Here is a 20,487-nt window from a genome sequence, read left to right on the forward strand (position 1 = left end):
TCCGGGTCTGGTCCTACGGACCATCCCGGAATGACGGGAACGCTTCACGCCACGCTCCTTCGGGCGTGCCCGATCTCACAGGATCGTGCCCGGCGCGTAGCTCGCGGCTTCCGGCTTGGCCTTGGCCAGGGCCTCAACCTGCTCGGCGAAGTGATCGACCTGGGCGCCGGCGTCGCCGGAGTTGGCGCGACCCTGGTCGAGCACAAGCTGCAGTTCGGCTGCGCTCAAGCCGAGACGCTTGTCGGCGGCGAGACGTTGCAGCAGATCGTTCTGCACGATCTTGCCGGTGCGCAGGTCGCCGATGGCCGCGACGGCATGCTCCTTGATCGCCTCGTGGGCGCCTTCACGGCCCGCGCCCTTCTTGACCGCTTCCATCATCACCGTGGTGGTCAGCAGGAAGGGCAGATAGCGGTTGAGCTCGGTCTCGACGACGGCTTCGAACACCTCCATCTGGTCAAGCACCGTGAGCAGGGTTTCGAGCAGGCCATCCATGGCGAGGAAGGCGTCGGGCAGCATGACGCGGCGGACGACCGAGCAGGAGACGTCGCCTTCGTTCCACTGATCGCCGGCAAGCCCTGCGGCCATCGCGAGATAGCCCTTCAGGATCACATGCAGGCCGTTGATGCGCTCGCAGGAGCGGCTGTTCATCTTGTGCGGCATCGCGGAGGAGCCGACCTGGCCCTTGGCAAAACCTTCGCTGGCGAGTTCGTGGCCTGCCATCAGGCGGATGGTCTTGGCGAAATTGCCGGGCCCGCTGGCGAGCTCGATGAGCACGCTGACCGCACGGAAGTCGAGGCTGCGCGGATAGACCTGGCCGACGGCATCGAGGGCCTTCGGCAGGCCGAGGTGAACGAGGACGCGCTGCTCGAGCTCGCGCGCCTTGCCGGCATCTCCGTTGAACAGGGTGATCTGGTCGAGACGGGTGCCCACCGCGCCCTTCAGGCCGCGCGCCGGATAGGTTTGCAGCACATTGACCAGGCTCTGATGCGCCAGCAGCATCTCCTCGCCGGACATCGCGACGCGCTTGCCGAGCGTCGTGACCTGCGCGGCGACGTTGTGGGTGCGCGCGGTGAACGGGACGTCGCGCAATTGCTTGGCGCGCGTGGCAAAGCGGATGAGCGCGGCGATGCTCTTGGTCTCGATGAGCTGCAGCGCGCGGTAGACCTGCAATTGCTCGACGTTCTCGGTGAGGTCGCGGCTGGTCATGCCCTTGTGCAGGTGCTCGTGACCGGCAAGCTCGCAGAACTCCTCGATGCGGGCCTTGACGTCGTGGCGGGTGACGCGCTCCCGCTTCATGATAGAGGTCAGGTTGATCTGGTCCTTGACGCGCTCGTAGCTCTCGATCACGCCATCCGGCACCGCGATGCCGAGATCGCGCTGGGCCTTCAGCACGGCGATCCAGTAGTCGCGTTCGAGGCGGACCTTGCCTTCGCCGCTCCAGATGGCGCGCATGGCGGGCGAGGCGTAACGTTCGGCGAGGACGTTGGAAATGTGATCTTGGGACATCCCGTTCTCTTGGCATTGCCTGAGGCTGGCTGCAAGCCGCGACCTGCGATGAATCGTCAGGTCTGATAACGCCTCGGCCGGGCTTGCGGTGCTGGCGCCAGCATACCAGATTCTAGAAGGCGCCGCCTCGGGCAATCCGGGGCGGCGTTGGCATGCTTCGCGCTGGCCGGCGGCGCACCTCGCGATGAGGGGGCGATCAGTTGAATGCCGCGCGGACCTCCTTCATCGGCGCCATATCGCGGACGAAGCTGAACGCGCCGTTGTCCTTCATCTCGCGGGCACAGCGCAGGAACGCAGCCAGCGCGTGGCGCTGCATCGCGCCGCCGACGCTGATGCGCTTGACGCCGGCGGCCGACAGCTGCTCGACCGTCAAGGTCGGATCGGCATAGCCCATCACCAGGTTGAACGGCTTCTTGACCGACGACACCACGGTCTTGATGGTGGCGAGATCGTAGAGGCCCGGCGAATACAGCACGTCGGCGCCGGCGGCCTCGAACGCCTGCAACCGCTTGATGGTGTCGTCGAGGTCCTTGCGGCCGTGCAGGAAGTTTTCCGCCCGCGCCGTCAGCGTGAACGGGAAGGGCAGCGCCCGCGCGGCCTCGACCGCGGCCTGCACCCGCTCCACGGCGAGCGTGAAATCGTAGATCGGGCGCTGCGGGTCGCCGGTCGAATCCTCGATCGAGCCGCCGACCGCGCCGGCTTCGGCGGCGAACCGGATCGCCTCGGCCGCGAGCTTCGGCATGTCGGCGCCGCAATTCTCCAGATCGGCATTGACGGGCAGGTCGGTAGCCTCGGCGATCACCCGGCAATTCTCGATGATCTCGTCGAGGCTGACGGTCGAACGGCCAAGCGTGTTGGCGACCCCGAGGCTGGTGGTCGCAACCGCCTCGAAGCCCATGGATGCGAGCAGTTTCGCCGTTCCGGCGTCCCACGGATTTGGAATGATGAAGGCGCCGGGCCGCTGATGCAGCTCGCGAAACCGTGCTGCCTTGTCCGCCTGGGTGCGCATGTGAACTCCTGCTGTTGTCAAAAGCGACTGGCAGCAGCGATAGGGCGGTTTCGCCCATCAGACAAATTTGTTATTTCTCTCGATATCATCAGCTTTTTGCATGAGGTCCGGCATGGATAGCGACGCGCTCAACACGTTCCTGGTGGTGCATCGGCGCGGCGGGATCTCGCATGCCGCGAAGGCGCTGCATCGCTCGCAGCCGGCGATTTCGCGGCGCATCGCGCTGCTCGAGCAGGAGCTCGGCGTGCCCCTGTTCGAGCGGATCGCGGGCAAGACGCGGCTGAGCGATGCCGGGCGGGTGATGGTGCCCTATGCCGAACGGGCGGTGGCGGCGGCGCAGGATGCCGAGAACGCCGTGCGCGCGCTGCTGCGCGACAATTCCGGCCCGGTGGCGCTGGCGGTGACCGGCACGCTCGCCGGCGAGCGGCTCTCGAACGTGCTGAAGCGCTTTGCCCGCCGGCATCCGGACGTTGCGCTGACGCTGCGCACCGCGACCAGCGCCGAGGTCAGCGACCTGATCCGGCGCGGCGAGGCGACGATCGGGTTGCGTTACGACCGCGACCGCTCGCGCGACCTCGATTGCGAGGTGCTGTTTGCCGAGCCGCTCTGGGTGGTCTGCGCGCCGGACCATCCGCTGGCGGGACGCCGGGTCGGCAAGCTTGCCGATCTCAGGGATGAGCGGTGGATCGCCTTCCCGGAAGTGCCGGGGCGCCGCGAAATCACCGCCTCGCACGTCTTCGCCCTGTTCCTGACGCACGGGCTCGGCGAGGTCGGCTGGACGCCGGTCGACAGCCTCACGGCGCAGAAGCGCCTGGTCGAGGCCGGGCTCGGGATCGCGCTGCTGTCACAAAGCAATGCGGCGGAGGAATTGGGTAGCTCCAGGATCGCGACGATCAGCGTCGGCGATCTCGCCGCCAGTCACGAGGTCGTCGCCGTGACGCGGCACGGCGGCTTTCTCAGCGCCGCGTCCCGCCGTCTGCTCGACATCCTCCGTGCCGATTTCACCAAGACGAGGGGCACAAACACGTCGCGCCGGAACGGCGTCCGGCGCGCGTAAGAGTCGAGTTGGCCAGTGTCCCGGGAACTCAGCTTCCCGCCTTGACCTGCGCCGCGGCCACCGCCAGCAGCTCGTCCATCTTGGCGCGGATATCGCGCTCGGTGACGGCATGGCCCTTGGCGGTGAGGTCCTTCAGAACCTTGTGCAGCACGTCGTTATCGCCGGCTTCCTCGAAGTCGGCGGCGACCACTTCCTTGGCATAGGCGCTGGCGGCATCGCCCACGATGCCGAGCTTCTCGGCGGCCCACAGGCCGAGCAGCTTGTTCCGGCGGGCTTCAGCCTTGAACTTCTGCTCCTCGTCGAGGGCGAACTTCTTCTCGAAACCTTCCTCGCGCTTGTTGAATTCGCTCATGGCTGAAGTTCCAATTCCCTTGCTGAATGAGGGCCGCCGCGCGTTGCGGCAACCCCGATGCCTGCCTAGATAAGTGGGAGGAATCGGCAAGACAACGAGCCGTTAAGCCGCAGGCAAATCTGGCGGAATCGGCCCTTTATGATAGGGCGGTATAAGTGCCCCCAAGGGGGCACTATCGATTGTGCTGGATGGGCCAATCGGATAGGTTGCCAACAGGCATGGTTCTTGTTCTGTTTCCAGTTGGATTACCCAGGTTCCAGGCCTCCGCGGCAGCTCCGTCGTGGGTCGTAACCCCAAGTCATCCGGAGCACCCAAATCCATGGATTTCAACAAAACACGGTACATCCCAATGAGCCGTCGACGCCGTATTTATGAAGGCAAGGCCAAGGTGCTTTACGAAGGCCCCGAGCCGGGAACCCTGATCCAGCACTTCAAGGACGACGCGACCGCGTTCAACGCCAAGAAACACCAGGTGATCGAGGGCAAGGGCGTCCTCAACAACCGGATTTCGGAGTACCTGTTTCAGCACCTCAACGACATCGGGGTGCCGACCCACTTCATCCGCCGCCTCAACATGCGCGAGCAGCTGATTCGCGAGGTCGAGATCGTGCCGCTCGAGGTGGTGGTGCGGAACGTCGCCGCCGGCTCGCTGTCGCAGCGCCTCGGGATCGAGGAAGGCACCCAGCTGCCGCGCTCGATCATCGAGTTCTATTACAAGAACGACCAGCTCAACGACCCGATGGTGTCGGAAGAGCACATCACCGCCTTCGGCTGGGCGACGCCCCAGGAGATCGACGACATCATGGCGCTGGCCATCCGCGTCAACGACTTCCTGACCGGCCTCTTCCTCGGCATCGGCATCCGCCTCGTCGACTTCAAGATGGAGTGCGGGCGGCTGTTCGAGAACGAGATGATGCGGATCATCGTCGCCGACGAGATATCGCCGGACTCCTGCCGGCTGTGGGACATCAAGTCGAACGAGAAGCTCGACAAGGACCGTTTCCGCCGTGATTTGGGTGGCTTGCTTGAGGCCTACACCGAAGTGGCAAAACGGCTCGGCATTTTGATCGAGAACGAGCGCCCGGCCGGCAGCGGCCCGGTGCTGGTGAAGAGCTAAGCTGAAGGGGCGACCGTGAAGGCACGTGTGACTGTGACGTTGAAGTCGGGCATCCTCGATCCGCAGGGCAAGGCGATCGAGGGCGCGCTGAAATCGCTCGGTGTGGATGGCGTCGCCAGCGTTCGCCAGGGCAAGGTGTTCGACATCGAGCTCGCCGCGACCGACAAGGCCAAGGCGGAGGCGGCGCTGAAGGCCGCCGCCGACAAGCTGCTGGCGAATACCGTGATCGAGAACTATCGGGTCGAACTGCTCTAGGCCGCATCGCACATGAAATCAGCCGTCCTCGTCTTCCCCGGCATCAACCGCGAGCGCGACATGGCGCGCGCGCTCAAGCTCGCATCCGGCAATGAGACCGCGATGGTCTGGCACGCCGAGACTTCGCTGCCCAAGGGCACCGACCTCGTGGTGGTGCCGGGCGGCTTCTCCTATGGCGACTACCTGCGCTGCGGCGCGATCGCGGCGCGCTCGCCCGTGATGGACGCGGTGCGCGACTTCGCCGCCAAGGGCGGGCTCGTGCTCGGCGTCTGCAACGGCTTCCAGATCCTCTGCGAGTCCGGGCTGTTGCCGGGCGTGCTGATGCGCAATGCCGGGCTGAAGTTCATCTGCCGCGACGTGCATATGCGCGTCGAGCGCTCCGACACCCCGTTCACCCGCGGCTACAATGCCGGCCAGGTGATCCGCGTGCCGGTGGCGCACGGCGAAGGCAATTACGAGGCGGACGAAGAGACGCTGAAGCGGCTCGAGGGCGACGGGCGGGTGCTGTACCGCTACTGCACGCCGGAGGGCGTTGTCGACGAGGCTTCCAATCTGAACGGCGCCGCGCATTCGATCGCCGGCATCGTCAATGAGCGCGGCAACGTGCTCGGCATGATGCCGCATCCGGAAAACCACGTCGAAGAGATCATGGGCTGCACCGACGGCCGCGGCCTGTTCGCGGGCCTTGTCCAGCAGTTCGAAAAGGCGGCGTAACGATCATGCTGCGGCGGTGGTGCGTTGCCGCGGCTGCGGCACTTGTGCTTGCGACGTCGGCCTACGCCCAGGACTTCCCGAAGCGTCCGATCACGATGATCGTGCCGTTCACGGCCGGCGGCACCTCCGACGTCATCGCCCGCGCGGTCGCCGACCAGATGAGCGCTGCGCTCGGCCAGAGCATCGTCATCGAGAATGTCGGCGGCGCCGGCGGCTCGACCGCGCTCGCCCGTGCTGCGCGCGCCGAGCCGGACGGTTACACCATCGCGATCGGCAATGCCGGCACCAACGCCGCGACCTACACGATCTATCCGAAGCTGCCGTTCACGCCTGACTCCTTCGCGCCGATCGCCATGGTCGCGAAGACCTTCGGCATCGTCGCGCTGCGCAAGGATTTTCCGGCCAAGGACCTCAAGGAATTCATCGACTATGCCAGGAAGAATCCGGGCAAGGTCAATCTCGGCCATGCCGGTGTCGGCTCGTCGAATTACCTGATCTGCAAGAGCTTCGTGCATGCCGCCGGCATCGACGTGCAGCTGGTCGGCTATCGCGGCGCGGCGCTCGCGCTGACGGATGCGATCGGCAGCCAGATCGACGGGGTGTGCGATGCCGCGGCCTCGGTGTCGCAGGCGATCGACGACAGACTGGTGAAAGCGGTGGTGGTCGGCTCGACGGTGCGGCTTGCGTCGCTGCCCGAACTGCCGACCTCGGCCGAGGCCGGACTGCCCGAGTTCGAGGCGCAGGGCTGGAACGGCCTGTTCGCCCCCAAGGGCACTCCGCCCGAGATCATCGCCAAGCTGAATGCCGCGGCGCGCGCCGCAGTCGCGAGCGAGGCGGTGAAGAAGCGCTTCGCCGACCTGTCGACCGTCGCCCCCGACGCCAATGAGCTCGCGCCCGAGGTGCTGCAGCAGCTGGTGACGCGTGACGTCGCGAAATACCGCGCCCTGCTGGCGGACGACAAGAAGTAGCGGCTTCGCGGCGCCGCCGGACGCGCGGAGCAGAAGCGGCTGTCGGCTTGAGCTGCGATAGACGTATGTGACTCGTCATTGCGAGCGGAGCGAAGCAATCCATCGTGCCGCAAGTGGAGATATGGATTGCTTCGTCGCTGTCGCTCCTCGCAATGACGTCGACAGGCTGTGTACAAGTACCCGCTTCTACAGCCGTCGCAGCCAGCGCTTGACCGCTTCGGCGGGCACCGTCATCGCGGCGACGCCGGCCATGACGAGCAACAGGCCGAGCGCGAGATTCGACGGCACGGATTCCCCGAGCAGGATCACCGACAGCGCGACGCCGATCGGAATGCGAAGATAACCTTGCGCATTCGTCGTCAGCGTGCCGAGCCGGGTCAGGCACATGTAGAACAGCATCAGGCCGAACGCGCTGGAGAAGATGCCCATCACGACGGTGGCGACCAGCGCTTGCGGCGTCGGGTGCAGGGTCCAGGGATGGTCGACGATCAGGGCGACCGGCAGCAGCACGGTGCCGCCGAACAACAGCGAGCCGGCCGCCACGACCATCGGATCATAGTCCGACAGCCGAAGCCCGAAGATCGTGGCGCAGGCGAACGAGACGGTGGCGAGCAGGATCGCGATCTCGGCGAAGATCTCCTTGCCGAAGCCTGAGAGCGCGTCGAGGCCGATGATCGCGACCGTGCCGGCGAGGCCGAGGATCGCGCCGACCAGCTTGAGCAGCGAGGCCGGCTCGTGTCGCGTGATCGCCCAGGTGATGAGGAAGGCGAAGATCGGCGTCGTCGAGGCCAGCACCACGGTGTTGGATGCCGGCACGTAAAGCTGCGCCCAGGTGATCACCAAAAAAGGGATCGTGGAGTTGATGGTCTGCTGGAAGGCGAACAGCTTCCAGGCCTTGATGTCGGTCGGGATGCGGATGCCGCGAACACGCAGCACGATCAGCAGGAAGGCTGCGGCCACCAGCGAGCGCGCGGAAATGAAGGTGACCGGCGGGATCGAGCCGAGCCCGATCTTGGTCAGCGGGTAGGTCGAGCTCCAGCAGCAGGCCAGCGCCAGCAGCAGCGCATAGTCGCGCCAGCCGCGCGCGCCTGGCCTTGACGGGGTGGGCACTCTCGCGGGAGCCGTCACGCCCGTCCTGGCTCTTTGCTTGAGCACGATCTCCGCGTCAACGCGTTCCGCGTTTGTCGCGAGAGAAAACCGCTTCGAATTTTTCCGGATGATTCTCTGGCTGTGCTCTGCGGCACCTTGATTGGCTCCCTTCGCGCATTGGCGCGCGATGGAGCGAATGTAGTTTGGTGGTGAGGCGAAAGGCTAGGGGCGACGGATCAGGCGCGCAATTCCGAGCCGGATAAGCGCGAGTATGGAAAAAGCGACGGACGCCGGTGTGGCGTCCGTCGCGCGGAATTTGCCTGAAACCTAGCGCAGGACCTGGCCCAGCACCTCGCCGTCGACCTGCTGCGGTGCCGATCCGAGGATCCGCATGATGGTCGGCGCCACGTCGATATTGCGCATGTGCCGCACCACGGTGTCCTTGCGGATCTGCGGCCCCGCGGCGATGAACGTCGCGCTCATCACCGGAAGCTCGGGGTCGTGACCGTGGGCGCCATAGAAATTCGGCATCGACAGCATGGTGGTTGCCGCGTTGAACGGCGCGTCGCCCTGACGCGCGACGCCGGGGTTCTGGATGCCGTCGAAATTGTAGCCGGGCGCCATCAGCGCGAACACGTCGCCATAGTCCTGGCCGATGGTCTTGCTGATGCATTGTCCGGTTCCGGCGTCGCATTGCAGCGGCCGGGTCTCGACGACGGTGAAGATGCGCTGGTCCTTGAGCGAGTAGTTGAAGCGGGCATTGGGGTCGACCGCGTTCTTCACCGCGTCGGTGATCTGCGCCACCAGTGTGCGGTAGGTCGCGAGATCGACGGTGCCGCCGACCTCGCGGTTCTGCAGGTTGATGTAGATGTCGGCGGCAGGGCCGGACGTGCGGATCCCGACCTTGCTGGTGTCGATCCCGGCGTTGCGCAGGATGTTGGTGAGATTGACCGAGGTGTGGAACGGCGCGAAGCCGTGGTCCGACACCACGATCACGTTGCTGTCGCGGCCCGCCGCATCGGCGATCTGCTTCACCGCTCTGTCGGCCGTCTGGTAGGCGAAACGGATGTAGGACGCGTACCGCTTGACCTTGGCGGCATCCTGGTTGGCGCCGATCGAATTCGGGTCGGTCGGGTTGGTGCCCTGGCGCGGATCGGTCAGCAGGAACTGGTGCTCGGAGCCGTCGGGCTGCTCGATATAGACCATGACGAGGTCGGCGTCCGGATGGGTCTTGATCGCGCGCTCGCCGATATTGGCCTGGTAGCGCACGAAGGTCTTCACCATATCCTCGAACATCGTCTCGATCTCGACGTCGGGGAAATTGGTGAAGCCCGGGCTCAGCCGCTCCGGAATGCGGAAGTCGGCCTGCGGACGCCAGAACCCGATGTTGTTGTTGATGTCGTCGACGTCGGCGAGAACAGGCGTGTTGCGCGGGATGTAGTTGGCGCCGTAGCGGGCGAAGCGCACCACCGAGAGATCGGGAGACAGCGCAGAGACGAAGTACGCGGCACCAACCTTCGCCCCGCTGCCTTCAAAGAAGAACGGTGCGTTCTCGCCGCCAAACTTGACATAGGCCGGCCCGGTCGATGGCGCGTGGAACGGTCCTGCGGTGATGCCGCGGTTGGCATCGAAGAACACCAGCGTGTCGTAGTTCACCTTCCGATCGTTGGTGGTGTCAATCGCGGCCACGCGGATCGAATATTTCACGTCGAGCGTCGAGGCGTTGGTGCAGGTCGCGGTTGCCGCGGCGGAGCAGGAGAACGTCTCGATCGGTGCCGAGGTCACCAGCACCGGGCTGAACGAGAAATGGCCGGCAGCCTGCAGCGCCGCCACGATGCTCGGGTCGGCCGTGAAGTCGCCTCGCGACAGCGAAAAGCCCTGGGCCCCGATGCCGCCGAACGCGCCGAACGGGACCGTGAAGTCGGTGATGCGGGTCGGCTGGGCCGGTTGCACCACGGTCTTGTTGATGGAGATGTCGGCGCCGTCGCCGCCGGGCCAGGTCGCCGTGACGACCTTCTTGCCCTGCTGGCGCAGCTGCACCCACAACGGCACCGCTGTCGGGTGCGACGATGGCCCGAGCGGGCTCTCGCTGTAGCCGCCGATCGGCGCCGCAAAGCCGCTGATGCTGCCGGAGATCGGCCCGACGATCGGCTCGAACGTGTTCGAGGGGATGTCGTTGTGGACCGCCGTCGAACCGGTCGCGATCGCGATATGTGACACCGCGGTGAGCGACGGTGACGCCGTCACGTTCTGCAACGCCACCGCGCCGCGCCGGCTGAGCCGGGCGAGGCCGCCGTCGCGCGGCAGCACGCCTTCCTCGATGAACTTCTGGATGAAATCGGGCTTGGCACCGTCGAGCGAGATCATCACCACGCGCGGCTTGCGGCCATGATGACCACCGTCATGGTCCTGGTCGTGATCCTGATCGTGACCGCGAGTATCGCCAGCGCCGCGATCACCATTATCGCCGTCTTGACCGGCGCGTGCCGCAGTTGCAGTCCATGCCAGCGACGCGACAAGCGACATCGCCGTCGTAACGGAAACGAAAGTCTTCAATTTCATGAGGATGCCCCAACATCGCTGCGCGAACGCACAAACGGAAACCGTTCAGCAATCTTCGGGGGCTTGCCTGACGCGCATGTGACGCGCGCGCGACGACGCAACGACAGTGCGTCGATGCGTCACAACCGCAGTTCGTATTGCCTCACGCGAAGAACGCGCGTGAACACAACGCGCTAGGGCCGCGCTTTCGATTCAAATTCGTGCCGATGTAACGGCTGGATGACGGCGTGTGCCCACAGCCGCCACGAACTTTACGCCGTTGCCTCCGCCGGCGCCCTGCGCTTCACCCGCTTGATGGTGCCGGAGAAGGTGAACAACGGCCGTTCCGCCGATGTCAGCATGCCCCGCACGAAGATCAGCGACATGCCGGCGCGGGTGACCTCGCCGGTGCACTCGATCAGATCGCCCTCGCGGGCGGCGTCGAGGAATTCCGAGGCGAACGAGACCGTGACGCCGGGGCCCTGCAGCACCGAGCCGGCGAGCGCGAACAGGCAGTAATCGGCGAAGGTCATGAAGCAGCCGCCATGGACGTTGCCGGAGCCGTTGAGGTGCTTCTTGCCGACCCGGAACGCGCAGGTGATGCGGCCGTTCTCGTCCATACGGTGGTAAAACGGGCCGGTATGGGTCTCGAAATTGTCCCGGGTCCAGGTTCGCCAGCCGGCGAATTCGCCCTCGGTTTCGACGTGCAGGTCGGGGCGGCGGTTGAATGCGGTTTTGGCGAGCTCGTTCACGAAATATGGCCTTCAATTATCGGGTTCGGGTCCTTAAATCCGATCCATCCCCGTTGTGCAAATCCGGATGTAAATCCAAGTGCAAATCCCGGGCCGCGGCCAGCTGCCGCAAAGCTCTGGACAGGCCGGAAATGGGCCCTAAAAGGCCTTTTCGCCCCCGTTCGATCTACCTATTAAGGGTCCCATGAACGCGCCCAAGAACGACCCCAGGAACGAGCCCCAAATCACCCCCGAACTCGTCGCCGCCCACGGGCTGAAGCCGGACGAGTACGAGCGGATCCTGAAGCTGATCGGACGGGTTCCGACCTTCACCGAGCTCGGCATCTTCTCGGCGATGTGGAACGAGCATTGCTCGTACAAATCGTCGCGCATCCATCTGCGCGGGCTGCCGACCAAGGCCCCCTGGGTGATCCAGGGCCCCGGCGAGAATGCCGGCGTGATCGACATCGGCGACGGCCAGGCCGTGGTCTTCAAGATGGAGAGCCACAACCACCCGAGCTACATCGAGCCCTACCAGGGCGCGACCACCGGCGTCGGCGGCATCCTGCGCGACGTCTTCACCATGGGCGCGCGCCCGATCGCCTGCCTGAACGCGCTGAGCTTCGGTGCGCCCGAGCACCCCAAGACCCGGCATCTGGTGTCCGGCGTGGTCGCAGGCGTCGGCGGCTACGGCAATTCCTTCGGCGTGCCGACGGTCGGCGGCCAGGTTCGTTTCCACACCCGCTACGACGGCAACATCCTGGTCAACGCGATGGCGGTCGGCCTCGCCGACGCCGACAAGATCTTCTACGCGGCGGCCTCCGGCGTGAACATGCCGATCGTCTATCTCGGCTCCAAGACCGGCCGCGACGGCATTCACGGCGCCTCGATGGCCTCGGCCGAATTCGACGACGCCTCCGAGGAGAAGCGCCCGACCGTGCAGGTCGGCGATCCCTTCGCCGAGAAGCTCTTGCTGGAAGCTTGCCTCGAGATCATGGAAAAGGGTTGCGTGATCGCGATCCAGGACATGGGCGCGGCGGGCCTGACCTGCTCGGCGGTCGAGATGGGCGCCAAGGGCGATCTCGGCGTCGAGCTCGACCTCAGCGCGGTGCCGACCCGCGAGACCGGCATGAGCGCCTACGAGATGATGCTCTCGGAGAGCCAGGAGCGCATGCTCATGGTGCTCAAGCCTGAGAAGGAGCAAGAGGCCGAGGCGATCTTCCGCAAATGGGGGCTTGATTTCGCCATCGTCGGCTACACCACGCCGACCAAGCGCTTCGTCGTCAAGCATGCTGGCGACGTGATGGCCGACCTGCCGATCAAGGAGCTCGGCGACGAGGCGCCGGTCTATGATCGTCCGCACGTCGCCTCGAATGCGCTGCCGGTGATCCGCGGGCAGAACGTCAAACCGCCGGTCGGCATCGCGGACGCGCTGGAAAAGCTGATCGGCACGCCCGAATTGTGCTCGAAGCGCTGGGTGTGGGAGCAGTACGACCACGTCATCCTCGGCAATACCATGCAGCGACCCGGCGGCGATGCCGCGGTGGTTCGCGTCGAGGACGGACCGAAGGGCCTTGCGCTCACCGTCGACGTCACGCCGCGTTATTGCGAGGCCGATCCGTTCGAGGGCGGCAAGCAGGCGGTCGCTGAAGCCTGGCGCAACATCACTGCGGTCGGCGGCCGGCCGCTCGCGATCACCGACAATCTCAACTTCGGCAATCCTGAACGGCCCGAGATCATGGGCCAGTTCGTCGGCTGCCTGAAGGGCATTTCGGAGGCCTGCCGCACGCTGGATTTCCCGGTCGTGTCCGGCAACGTCTCGCTCTACAACGAGACCAACGGCCGCGGCATCCTGCCGACGCCCTCGATCGGCGGCGTCGGCCTGCTCGACGACTTCACCAAATCCGCGACCCTGGCATTCAAGGCGGCGGGGGAGGCGATCCTCTTGGTTGGCGACACGCAGGGCTGGCTCGGCCAGTCGGTCTACCTGCGCGACGTCTGCGGCCGCGAGGAGGGCGCTCCGCCGCCGGTCGATCTCGCTGCCGAGAAGCGCAATGGCGACGTGGTGCGCGGCATGATCCATGCCGGCACCGCGACCGCGGTGCACGATGTCTCCGACGGCGGTCTTTTGATCGCGCTCGCCGAGATGGCGATTGCAAGCGGCATCGGCGCGCAGCTCCTGGCCGCGCCGGTCTCGATCGTGCCGCATGCCTATTGGTACGGCGAGGATCAGGCCCGCTACATCGTCACCGTGCCGGCCGCCGACGCGGGCCTCGTGCTGGCCAAGATGAAGGGTGCCGGCGTGCCCTGCGCGCGCATCGGCACCACCGGCGGAGATGCGATCGCCGTCGCCGGCGAGGCGCAGGTATCAATCGAGAGCCTGTCGCGCGCCTTCGAGCATTGGCTGCCGAACTACATGCGCGGCGCTGCCGCCTGATTCGAGCGAATCGGGCGCTGCGGCGCATAGCAAAGATCTCAATGGCGCGATGAACCCATCATCGCGCTATTTCTTTTGTTGAAGCCGAATTGGGAGCGGGCTCCACTGCACCTCGCCCCGCGTGCGGGGAGCGCAGCGCCGTCGCCATTCAACCTATCTCACCACGCGCTAAGTCGCGCCGCGGACCGCGCGCCAGGCAAAGATGATGATGCAGGCGCCGATGAAGCCGGCGACGAGATAGCTGAGCCAGCCTCCGCCGAGCGACACGCCGAGCAGACCCAACAGCCAGTTCGCCAGCGCGGCGCCGACAATGCCGAGGATGATATTCATGAAGATGCCGGTTCCGGACTTCATGAACATCTCGGCGAGCCAGCCCGCCAGTCCGCCGACGATGATGGCGGCGATCCATCCAACTTGTGGGTCGTTCATCTCAGGACTCCCTAGGGTCAAGCAGTCCGGCCAGCATACCTGAGAATCACCTGGCGGGATGTGACCAAAGGCAGGTTGTGCGCAACTTGTCGGCCGCGAAAAACGCCGTCAGCCCTGCAGCTTGCGCCGCGCCCGGCGTTCGGCCGCGGTGATCAGGATGCGCGGGCCCGGCCCCTGGGCGCCGAGCTTGTCGTCGCAATTGCGCAGCGGGCAGTCGGTCACCGACAGGCAACCGCAGCCGATGCAGTTGAACAGCTTGTCGCGGAGGTCGGTGAGATCGTTGATGCGCTGCTCCAGCGTCTCGGTCCAGGCCCGCATCGCGCGCTCCCATTCGCGCACGGTCGGCGCGCGATCGAGCGGTATCGCGGCGAAGGTCTGCCTGATCTCTTCAAGCGGGATCCCGGCGCGCTGCGCGATCCTGATCACCGCGATCCGCCGCAGCACGCCGCGCATGTAGCGGCGCTGGTTGCCGCCAGTGCGCCGGCTCGCGATCAGTCCCTTGCTCTCGTAGAAGTGAAGGGTGGAGACGGCAAGCCCGCTGCGCCGCGCCACTTCGCCGACCGAAAGCTCCTGCGCAAGCGTCATTGACCAAGCAATCCCGGATCAGAGGTCCTGCATTGGAAATCTTGCGTTAGAAGTCTTGCAAGCTGCCAGCCTTGACCTCAACCATACTTGAGGTTCTATATCAGTTGCGGGCTTGCAGGGGCAAGCTTCCGGCCGACACGCCGGGGTTCGTTCTTGGAAGCGATATGCCGTCCGCATCATTGTCGTCGCGCCGCTGGCTCGGGCTTCGTGCCAAGCCGTTCGGCATCACCCTTCTGTTGCTCGTCTGTGCCGCGGCCGGCTTGTTTGCCTTGCGCGCAGGCGGATCCAGCGCCTCGGCCAAGGCCACCGCCGAAGCGCCGCCGACGCCGGTGGCGGCGATGGTGGTGCGGACCGAAACCTTGCCGCGGTCGATCGAGGCGATCGGCTCGCTGCAGGCGGTGCGACAGGTGATTCTGGCGCCGGAGGTTGCCGGCCGCGTCACCGCGATCAATCTCGATGCCGGCACCGATGTCGCCGAGGGCGCGCCGCTGGTGCAGCTCTATGACGCGCCGCTGCGCGCCGCGCGCGCGGTCGCGGTCTCCAAGGGACGCTTTGCGCAGCTGCAGGAGAAGCGTTCGCAGGGCCTCGCGCCGTCCGGCTTCGTGACCCAGGAGACGCTGCAGCAGCGGCAGGAAGATCTGAAGCAGGCCGACGCCTCGCTCGACCAGCTCGATGCGCAGATCGCGCAGATGACGATCCGCGCGCCGTTCGCGGGCCAGATCGGCCTGCGCAAGGTCAATCTCGGCCAATACGTCAATGCCGGCGATGCGCTCGCGACGCTGACCGCGCTCGACCAGCTCTATGCCAATTTCACCGTTCCGCAGCAGCGCCTGTCAAATCTGAAGGTGGGAGGCGCGGTGACGATCCGTACCGACGCTTTCCCCGATCGGGTGTTCGAGGCAAAGATCAACGCCATCGAGCCGCAGGTCGCCGAGGACACCCGCAATGTCCTCGTGCAAGCCCTGTTTTCCAATCCCGACCGGCTGCTGCGGCCGGGCCTCTTCGTGATGGTGAACGTCGTGCTGCCACCGCAGCCGGACGCCATCGTGGTGCCGGTCACCGCGATCCAGACCAGCGCATCCGGCGAGAGCGTGCTGGTCGTGCGCGACAACAAGGCGGTCGGCGTCGCCGTGAAGACCGGGCAACGGATCGGCGAGCGTGTCGTGGTGGAGCAGGGGCTTTCGCCCGGCGATCACATCGTCACCGCGGGCCAGCTCCGCGTCATGCCCGGCGCGGCCGTCCAGACGACCATGGCGGAGACGCCGGAGAAGGGACGCTAGCTTCGCGAGCAGCGCCCGAGGAATCATCATGCATTTCACCGACATCTTCATCCGCCGACCGATTCTGGCGACGGTCGTCAGCCTGCTGATCCTGTTGATCGGCACCGCGGCGATGGTCTCGCTGCCGGTGCGGCAATATCCCAGCATGGAGAGCGCGACGATCCAGGTCGACGTGTCGTTTCCCGGCGCGACCCAGGACGTCATGCAGGGCTTCGTGACGTCTGTCATCGCGCAATCGATCGCGACCGCCAACGGCATCGAGTACATGACCTCGAACTCGACGCTCGGCCTCAGCCAGATCAAGGCCAAGCTGGTGCTCAACGCCAATGCCGACCGCGCCATGACCGAGGTGCTCGCCAAGGTGCAGCAGGTCAAGTACCGGATGCCGGCCGGCGTGTTCGACCCTGTCATCACCAAGATCACCGACGGCGCGTCGGCGGTGCAGTACATCGCCTTCACCAGCGACACGCTGACGCCGGCGCAGATCACCGATTTCGCAACCCGCGTAGCGCAGCCGCTGCTTACCTCGGTGCCCGGCGTCGCGTCGGCCGACACCTCGGGCGGATCGTCGCTGGCGATGCGGGTGTGGATCGATCCGTTCAAGCTCGCGGCGCGCGGGCTGACCGCGGCCGATATCTCCGCCGCGCTGCGGTCCAACAACGTGCAGGCGGCGCCTGGGCGGCTGCGCGGCGAGATGACCGTCACCAACATCACCGCGGCGACCGATCTGCGCAATCTCGACGATTTCCGCAAGATGGTGATCAAGACCGGCGCCGGCGGCGGAGGCCTGGTGCGGCTCGGCGACGTCGCGACGCTCGAGATCGGCGGCGAGAACTACGATTCCAATGCGCGCGACAGCGGCAGGCCCACGGTCTATATCGCGGTGCAGCCGACGCCGGACGGCAACCCCTTGGAGATCGTCGCCGCCACCGCCAAGGTGATCGAGGACCTCAACCGCGTGGCACCGCCCGGTTTGAAGGTCGCCGACGTCTTCAACATCGTGCACTTCGTCAAGGCCTCGATATCGGAGGTGCAGCATTCGCTGGCCGAGGCGATCGCGATCGTGGTGGTGGTGATCCTGCTGTTCCTGGGCTCGTTCCGCTCCGTGCTGATCCCTGTGGTCACCGTGCCGCTGTCGCTGGTCGGCACCGCCGCGATGATGCTGGCGCTCGGCTTCTCGATCAATCTGCTGACCCTGCTCGCGATGGTGCTGGCGATCGGGCTCGTGGTCGACGACGCCATCGTCGTGGTGGAGAACATTCATCGCCACATCGAGGAAGGGCGGAGCCCCGGCGACGCCGCCCTGATCGGCGCGCGCGAGATCATCGGTCCCGTGATCGCGATGACGATCACGCTCGCCGCTGTCTATGCGCCGATCGGCCTGATGGGTGGCCTGACCGGCAGCCTGTTCCGCGAATTCGCCTTCACGCTGGCGGGCTCGGTGGTGGTCTCGGGCGTCATCGCCCTGACCTTGTCGCCGATGATGAGCGCGCAGCTGCTCGGCGAAGCCACCTCGCACGGCCGGTTTGCCCGTTTCGTCGAGCATCAGTTCTCAAGGCTGTCGCGCGGCTACGGCCGGCTGCTGGCCGCGACGCTCAAGATGCGCGCCGCAGTGCTGCTGGTGGCATTCAGCGTGCTGGCGGCGATCGTGGTGCTGTTCCTCGGCAGCCAGCGCGAGCTCGCGCCCTCCGAGGACCAGGGCTATGTGTTCACCGTGCTCCGCGCGCCGCAATATGCCAGCGTGGATTACACCACGCGCTCTTCCGACCAGATCGAGCGGCTGTTTCGCTCGTTTCCCGAATACCACGCGAGTTGGTTTATCAACGGCACCGACGGGCAGAACCATGCCTTCGGCGGCATCACCCTGACCGATTGGGACAAGCGCAATCGCTCGGCCAACGACATCCAGAACCAGCTCTACGGCATGTCCTACGGCGTGCTCGGCGCCAGCGTGACGCCGTTCCAGCCGGCGGCGCTGCCGGCGGCGACCGGCGGCCTGCCGTTCCAGATGGTGGTGCGCTCGGCCGGCGACTTCGCGACCATCTATCAGGAGGTCGAGACGCTGAAGCAGGCCGCATGGAAGAGCGGGCTGTTCGCCTTCGTCGATAGCGATCTCGCCTTCGACAGCCCGACCGCGCGGATCACCATCGATCACGCCAAGGCGGCCGAGGCCGGGGTCAGCATGCAGACCATCGCCGATACGCTCGCGGTGCTGGTCGGAGAGAACTATGTCAACCGCTTCAATTTCTTCGAACGCTCCTACGAGGTGATCCCGCAGGTGCGCCAGGCCGACCGGGTCACGCCCGAAGGACTCGGAAACTTCAACGTCCGCTCGAGCTCGGGGCAAATGTTCCCGCTGTCGACGGTGATCAAGGTCAACGTCAAGCCGGAGCCGAACCGGCTGCCGCAGTTCAACCAGATGAACGCGGCGACGATCTCGGCGGTGCTCAAGCCCGGCGTGACCATGGGACAGGCGGTGTCGTTCATGCAGGCGCAAAAACTGTCGCCGGGCATGACCGTCGACTGGCTGTCGGACAGCCGGCAATATGTCCAGGAGGGCAACCGCCTGATCGTCACCTTCGGCATGGCGCTGATTGTGATCTTCCTGGTGCTGGCAGCGCAGTTCGAAAGCTTCCGCGATCCGCTGGTGATCATGGTCACGGTGCCGCTCGCGGTCTGCGGTGCGCTGCTGCCGCTGTATTTCGGCTTCACCACGCTGAACATCTACACCCAGATCGGCCTCGTCACCCTGATCGGGCTGATTTCCAAGCACGGCATCCTGATGGTGAGCTTCGCCAACGAGATCCAGCATCACGAAGGGCTCGACCGGGTCGCCGCGATCCAGAAGGCGGCCGCGGTGCGGATGCGGCCGGTGCTGATGACAACAGCCGCGATGGTCGCGGGCCTCGCGCCGCTGCTCTATGCCGACGGCGCCGGCGCAGCGAGCCGCTTCGCCATCGGCATCGTGGTGGTGATGGGCATGCTGATCGGCACGCTGTTCACGCTGTTCGTGCTGCCGACCTTCTACATCCTGATCGCCCGTGACCATCGCGCGGCGGCCGCCCCGCGGCTGGAAAGCGTGGCGGCGAGGGGCGAGATCGCGGCGTGATTAGAGCACGTATCTCGAGCCGGGAATCTTGCGCAGCACGGCCGTGACCGCCCAGCTCAGCGCCACGGTGGCGAAGAACGCGATCGCGGCCTTGGCGAACGCCGGCAGCTCCATATCGAACAGCCAGTATTGCAGCCACAGCACGATCGGATAGTGCACCAGGAACATGCCGTAGGCGTCGCCCTGCATGCGGTCGAGCAGCGTCGGGCCCGACGATTTCGATTGCAGGAAGTAAGCCAGGATCGCGAACAGGATCGAGGCGCTGAACAGCACGTAGAAGCTGCCGTAGATCCCGAGATACCAGCCGGGCAGCGGATCGGGGTTACCGATGATCATACGCTTGATGTAGATCATCACCCACATCAAACAGTAGGGGATCAGCGTGATGCCGGTCCAGAACCAGCGCCGCTCGGTCAGCCGTCCGTGGGCGCTGAGCACGCCACCCTCGAGGTTCGCCGCCCCGATTCCCGCGCCGATGAAGAAATAGGACGCATACAGCAGCACGCGGCTCGCCTGCACCGAAAACGGTCCGAACTCGAACCAGTAGTTCTGGCCGTAATGGATCAGCATCGGCAGGTAGGCGGCGGCACTGACGATGACGAGGAACAGCCAGAATTTCGACGGACGTTGAAATCCCTTGATCGACAGACGGTTGATCGGATCGAGCAGACGCGGCGACACCCGGTACAGAATGCTCGCCGTGAGGTCGAAGGCCATCAAGACATAGACGAACCAGATCGGACCGCTCGGCCATGGTCCGACCGTCATGGTTTTCCACCAGAATTCGGAGAAGCTCAGCCCCGGCGTCTGACGCAGCGCGATCGCGTAATAGGCGAGCGGAATCACGCTGACCGCGCAGACCACGAACGGCAGGCCGAGCCGCAGCAGCCGGTCGCGCAGGAAGATCAGCCATGGCTTGTTGCCGAGCCCCGGCCAGACGAACAGCCCCGACAGGAAAAAGAACATCGCCATGAAGAAGCTGTCGGTGGCGAGCACCACGCAGTCGAAGCCGATCCACGATGTCGGGTCGGTGTGCCCGAAATAGGTGTAGGGGATCACGGCGTGGTGCAGCAGCACGACCAGGGTCAGGAAGGTGCGCGCGCGGTCCAGCGCGACATTGCGCTTGTGGAGCTTCGGTGCTGCCTGGATGTCGACGGCCGGAGCCGCGTGAGCAATCGATTTCATGGTGCCACCAGCCGGGTCTGCACTCTGATGTTGCAATCGGGAACCCGATTCAGCAAGGCCCAATCGGCCGGATCGGGGAGTATCGAGGTCGGTCATCTCGGCGAATCTGTTTCGTTTTTGGAA

17 protein-coding genes are annotated in these 20,487 nt (G+C 65.5%); 8 read left to right on the top strand and 9 right to left on the bottom strand.

Features of this window, described 5'->3' with window-relative positions; all coding sequences use genetic code 11:
* Positions 1-75: 75 nt before the first annotated feature.
* Together purB and QJT82_RS22215 are read right to left on the bottom strand one after the other, a co-directional pair.
* Positions 76-1,506 (bottom strand): adenylosuccinate lyase, encoded by a 1,431-nt coding sequence (gene purB, locus QJT82_RS22210; RefSeq protein ID WP_028339876.1) that lies wholly within the window; start codon positions 1,504-1,506, stop codon positions 76-78.
* A 196-nt stretch (positions 1,507-1,702) separates the two neighbouring features.
* The gene (locus QJT82_RS22215) at positions 1,703-2,515 is read right to left on the bottom strand and encodes an isocitrate lyase/phosphoenolpyruvate mutase family protein (RefSeq protein WP_028339877.1); all 813 of its coding nucleotides are present in this window, start codon (positions 2,513-2,515) and stop codon (positions 1,703-1,705) included.
* 112 nt (positions 2,516-2,627) lie between these two features.
* On the opposite strand from QJT82_RS22215, the gene QJT82_RS22220 reads away from it, so the two are divergent.
* The gene (locus QJT82_RS22220) at positions 2,628-3,572 is read left to right on the top strand and encodes a LysR family transcriptional regulator (protein WP_028339878.1); all 945 of its coding nucleotides are present in this window, start codon (positions 2,628-2,630) and stop codon (positions 3,570-3,572) included.
* Positions 3,573-3,600: 28 nt separating this feature from the next.
* On the opposite strand, the gene QJT82_RS22225 is transcribed toward QJT82_RS22220, so the two are convergent.
* On the bottom strand, positions 3,601-3,924 hold the full coding sequence (locus tag QJT82_RS22225) for a DUF1476 domain-containing protein (protein WP_028339879.1): 324 nt from the start codon (positions 3,922-3,924) through the stop codon (positions 3,601-3,603).
* 349 nt (positions 3,925-4,273) lie between these two features.
* Between QJT82_RS22225 and purC the strand changes: the two genes are divergently transcribed.
* The 4 genes from purC to QJT82_RS22245 are packed head-to-tail and all read left to right on the top strand — an operon-like array spanning position 4,274 to position 6,978.
* Positions 4,274-5,041 carry a phosphoribosylaminoimidazolesuccinocarboxamide synthase gene (gene purC, locus QJT82_RS22230; RefSeq protein ID WP_016843454.1) on the top strand — a complete coding sequence of 256 codons (768 nt, stop codon included), beginning with the start codon at positions 4,274-4,276 and terminating at the stop codon, positions 5,039-5,041.
* A 15-nt stretch (positions 5,042-5,056) separates the two neighbouring features.
* Positions 5,057-5,296, top strand: coding sequence for a phosphoribosylformylglycinamidine synthase subunit PurS (gene purS, locus QJT82_RS22235; protein ID WP_026192985.1), 240 nt, complete (start codon positions 5,057-5,059; stop codon positions 5,294-5,296).
* A gap of 12 nt (positions 5,297-5,308) precedes the next feature.
* Positions 5,309-6,010 (top strand): phosphoribosylformylglycinamidine synthase subunit PurQ, encoded by a 702-nt coding sequence (gene purQ, locus QJT82_RS22240; RefSeq protein WP_028339880.1) that lies wholly within the window; start codon positions 5,309-5,311, stop codon positions 6,008-6,010.
* A gap of 5 nt (positions 6,011-6,015) precedes the next feature.
* Positions 6,016-6,978, top strand: a complete 963-nt coding sequence (locus QJT82_RS22245; protein ID WP_028339881.1) for a tripartite tricarboxylate transporter substrate-binding protein — start codon at positions 6,016-6,018, stop codon at positions 6,976-6,978.
* Between the two features lie 186 nt (positions 6,979-7,164).
* Here the strand turns inward: QJT82_RS22245 and QJT82_RS22250 are convergent, their stop codons facing one another.
* The 3 genes from QJT82_RS22250 to QJT82_RS22260 form a co-directional block, all read right to left on the bottom strand.
* A complete protein-coding gene (locus tag QJT82_RS22250) occupies positions 7,165-8,088 on the bottom strand; it encodes a DMT family transporter (RefSeq protein ID WP_155258413.1) in 924 nt (307 codons plus the stop codon).
* Positions 8,089-8,394: 306 nt separating this feature from the next.
* Positions 8,395-10,629: an alkaline phosphatase family protein gene (locus tag QJT82_RS22255; protein WP_028339883.1), complete on the bottom strand. Its 2,235-nt coding sequence runs from the start codon at positions 10,627-10,629 to the stop codon at positions 8,395-8,397.
* Positions 10,630-10,880: 251 nt separating this feature from the next.
* Entirely contained in the window at positions 10,881-11,360 is a 480-nt protein-coding gene (locus tag QJT82_RS22260) for a PaaI family thioesterase (RefSeq protein ID WP_028339884.1), read from the bottom strand.
* A 184-nt stretch (positions 11,361-11,544) separates the two neighbouring features.
* Here QJT82_RS22260 and purL point away from each other — a divergent pair, with 184 nt between their 5' ends.
* Positions 11,545-13,776: a phosphoribosylformylglycinamidine synthase subunit PurL gene (gene purL / locus QJT82_RS22265; RefSeq protein WP_028339885.1), complete on the top strand. Its 2,232-nt coding sequence runs from the start codon at positions 11,545-11,547 to the stop codon at positions 13,774-13,776.
* A 168-nt stretch (positions 13,777-13,944) separates the two neighbouring features.
* On the opposite strand, the gene QJT82_RS22270 is transcribed toward purL, so the two are convergent.
* Positions 13,945-14,205, bottom strand: coding sequence for a GlsB/YeaQ/YmgE family stress response membrane protein (locus tag QJT82_RS22270; protein ID WP_016843463.1), 261 nt, complete (start codon positions 14,203-14,205; stop codon positions 13,945-13,947).
* Between the two features lie 108 nt (positions 14,206-14,313).
* Complete coding sequence (gene soxR / locus QJT82_RS22275; protein WP_028339886.1) at positions 14,314-14,790, bottom strand: redox-sensitive transcriptional activator SoxR; 477 nt, start codon at positions 14,788-14,790, stop codon at positions 14,314-14,316.
* 164 nt (positions 14,791-14,954) lie between these two features.
* On the opposite strand from soxR, the gene QJT82_RS22280 reads away from it, so the two are divergent.
* On the top strand, positions 14,955-16,070 hold the full coding sequence (locus QJT82_RS22280; RefSeq protein WP_028339887.1) for an efflux RND transporter periplasmic adaptor subunit: 1,116 nt from the start codon (positions 14,955-14,957) through the stop codon (positions 16,068-16,070).
* 28 nt (positions 16,071-16,098) lie between these two features.
* Positions 16,099-19,179: an efflux RND transporter permease subunit gene (locus QJT82_RS22285; protein ID WP_028339888.1), complete on the top strand. Its 3,081-nt coding sequence runs from the start codon at positions 16,099-16,101 to the stop codon at positions 19,177-19,179.
* Here QJT82_RS22285 and QJT82_RS22290 read toward each other — a convergent pair whose 3' ends face one another.
* Positions 19,180-20,364: an acyltransferase gene (locus QJT82_RS22290; protein WP_028339889.1), complete on the bottom strand. Its 1,185-nt coding sequence runs from the start codon at positions 20,362-20,364 to the stop codon at positions 19,180-19,182.
* Positions 20,365-20,487: the final 123 nt, after the last annotated feature.

Source organism: Bradyrhizobium sp. Mp19, assembly GCF_029952935.1.
Classification (GTDB): Bacteria; Pseudomonadota; Alphaproteobacteria; order Rhizobiales; family Xanthobacteraceae; genus Bradyrhizobium; species Bradyrhizobium elkanii.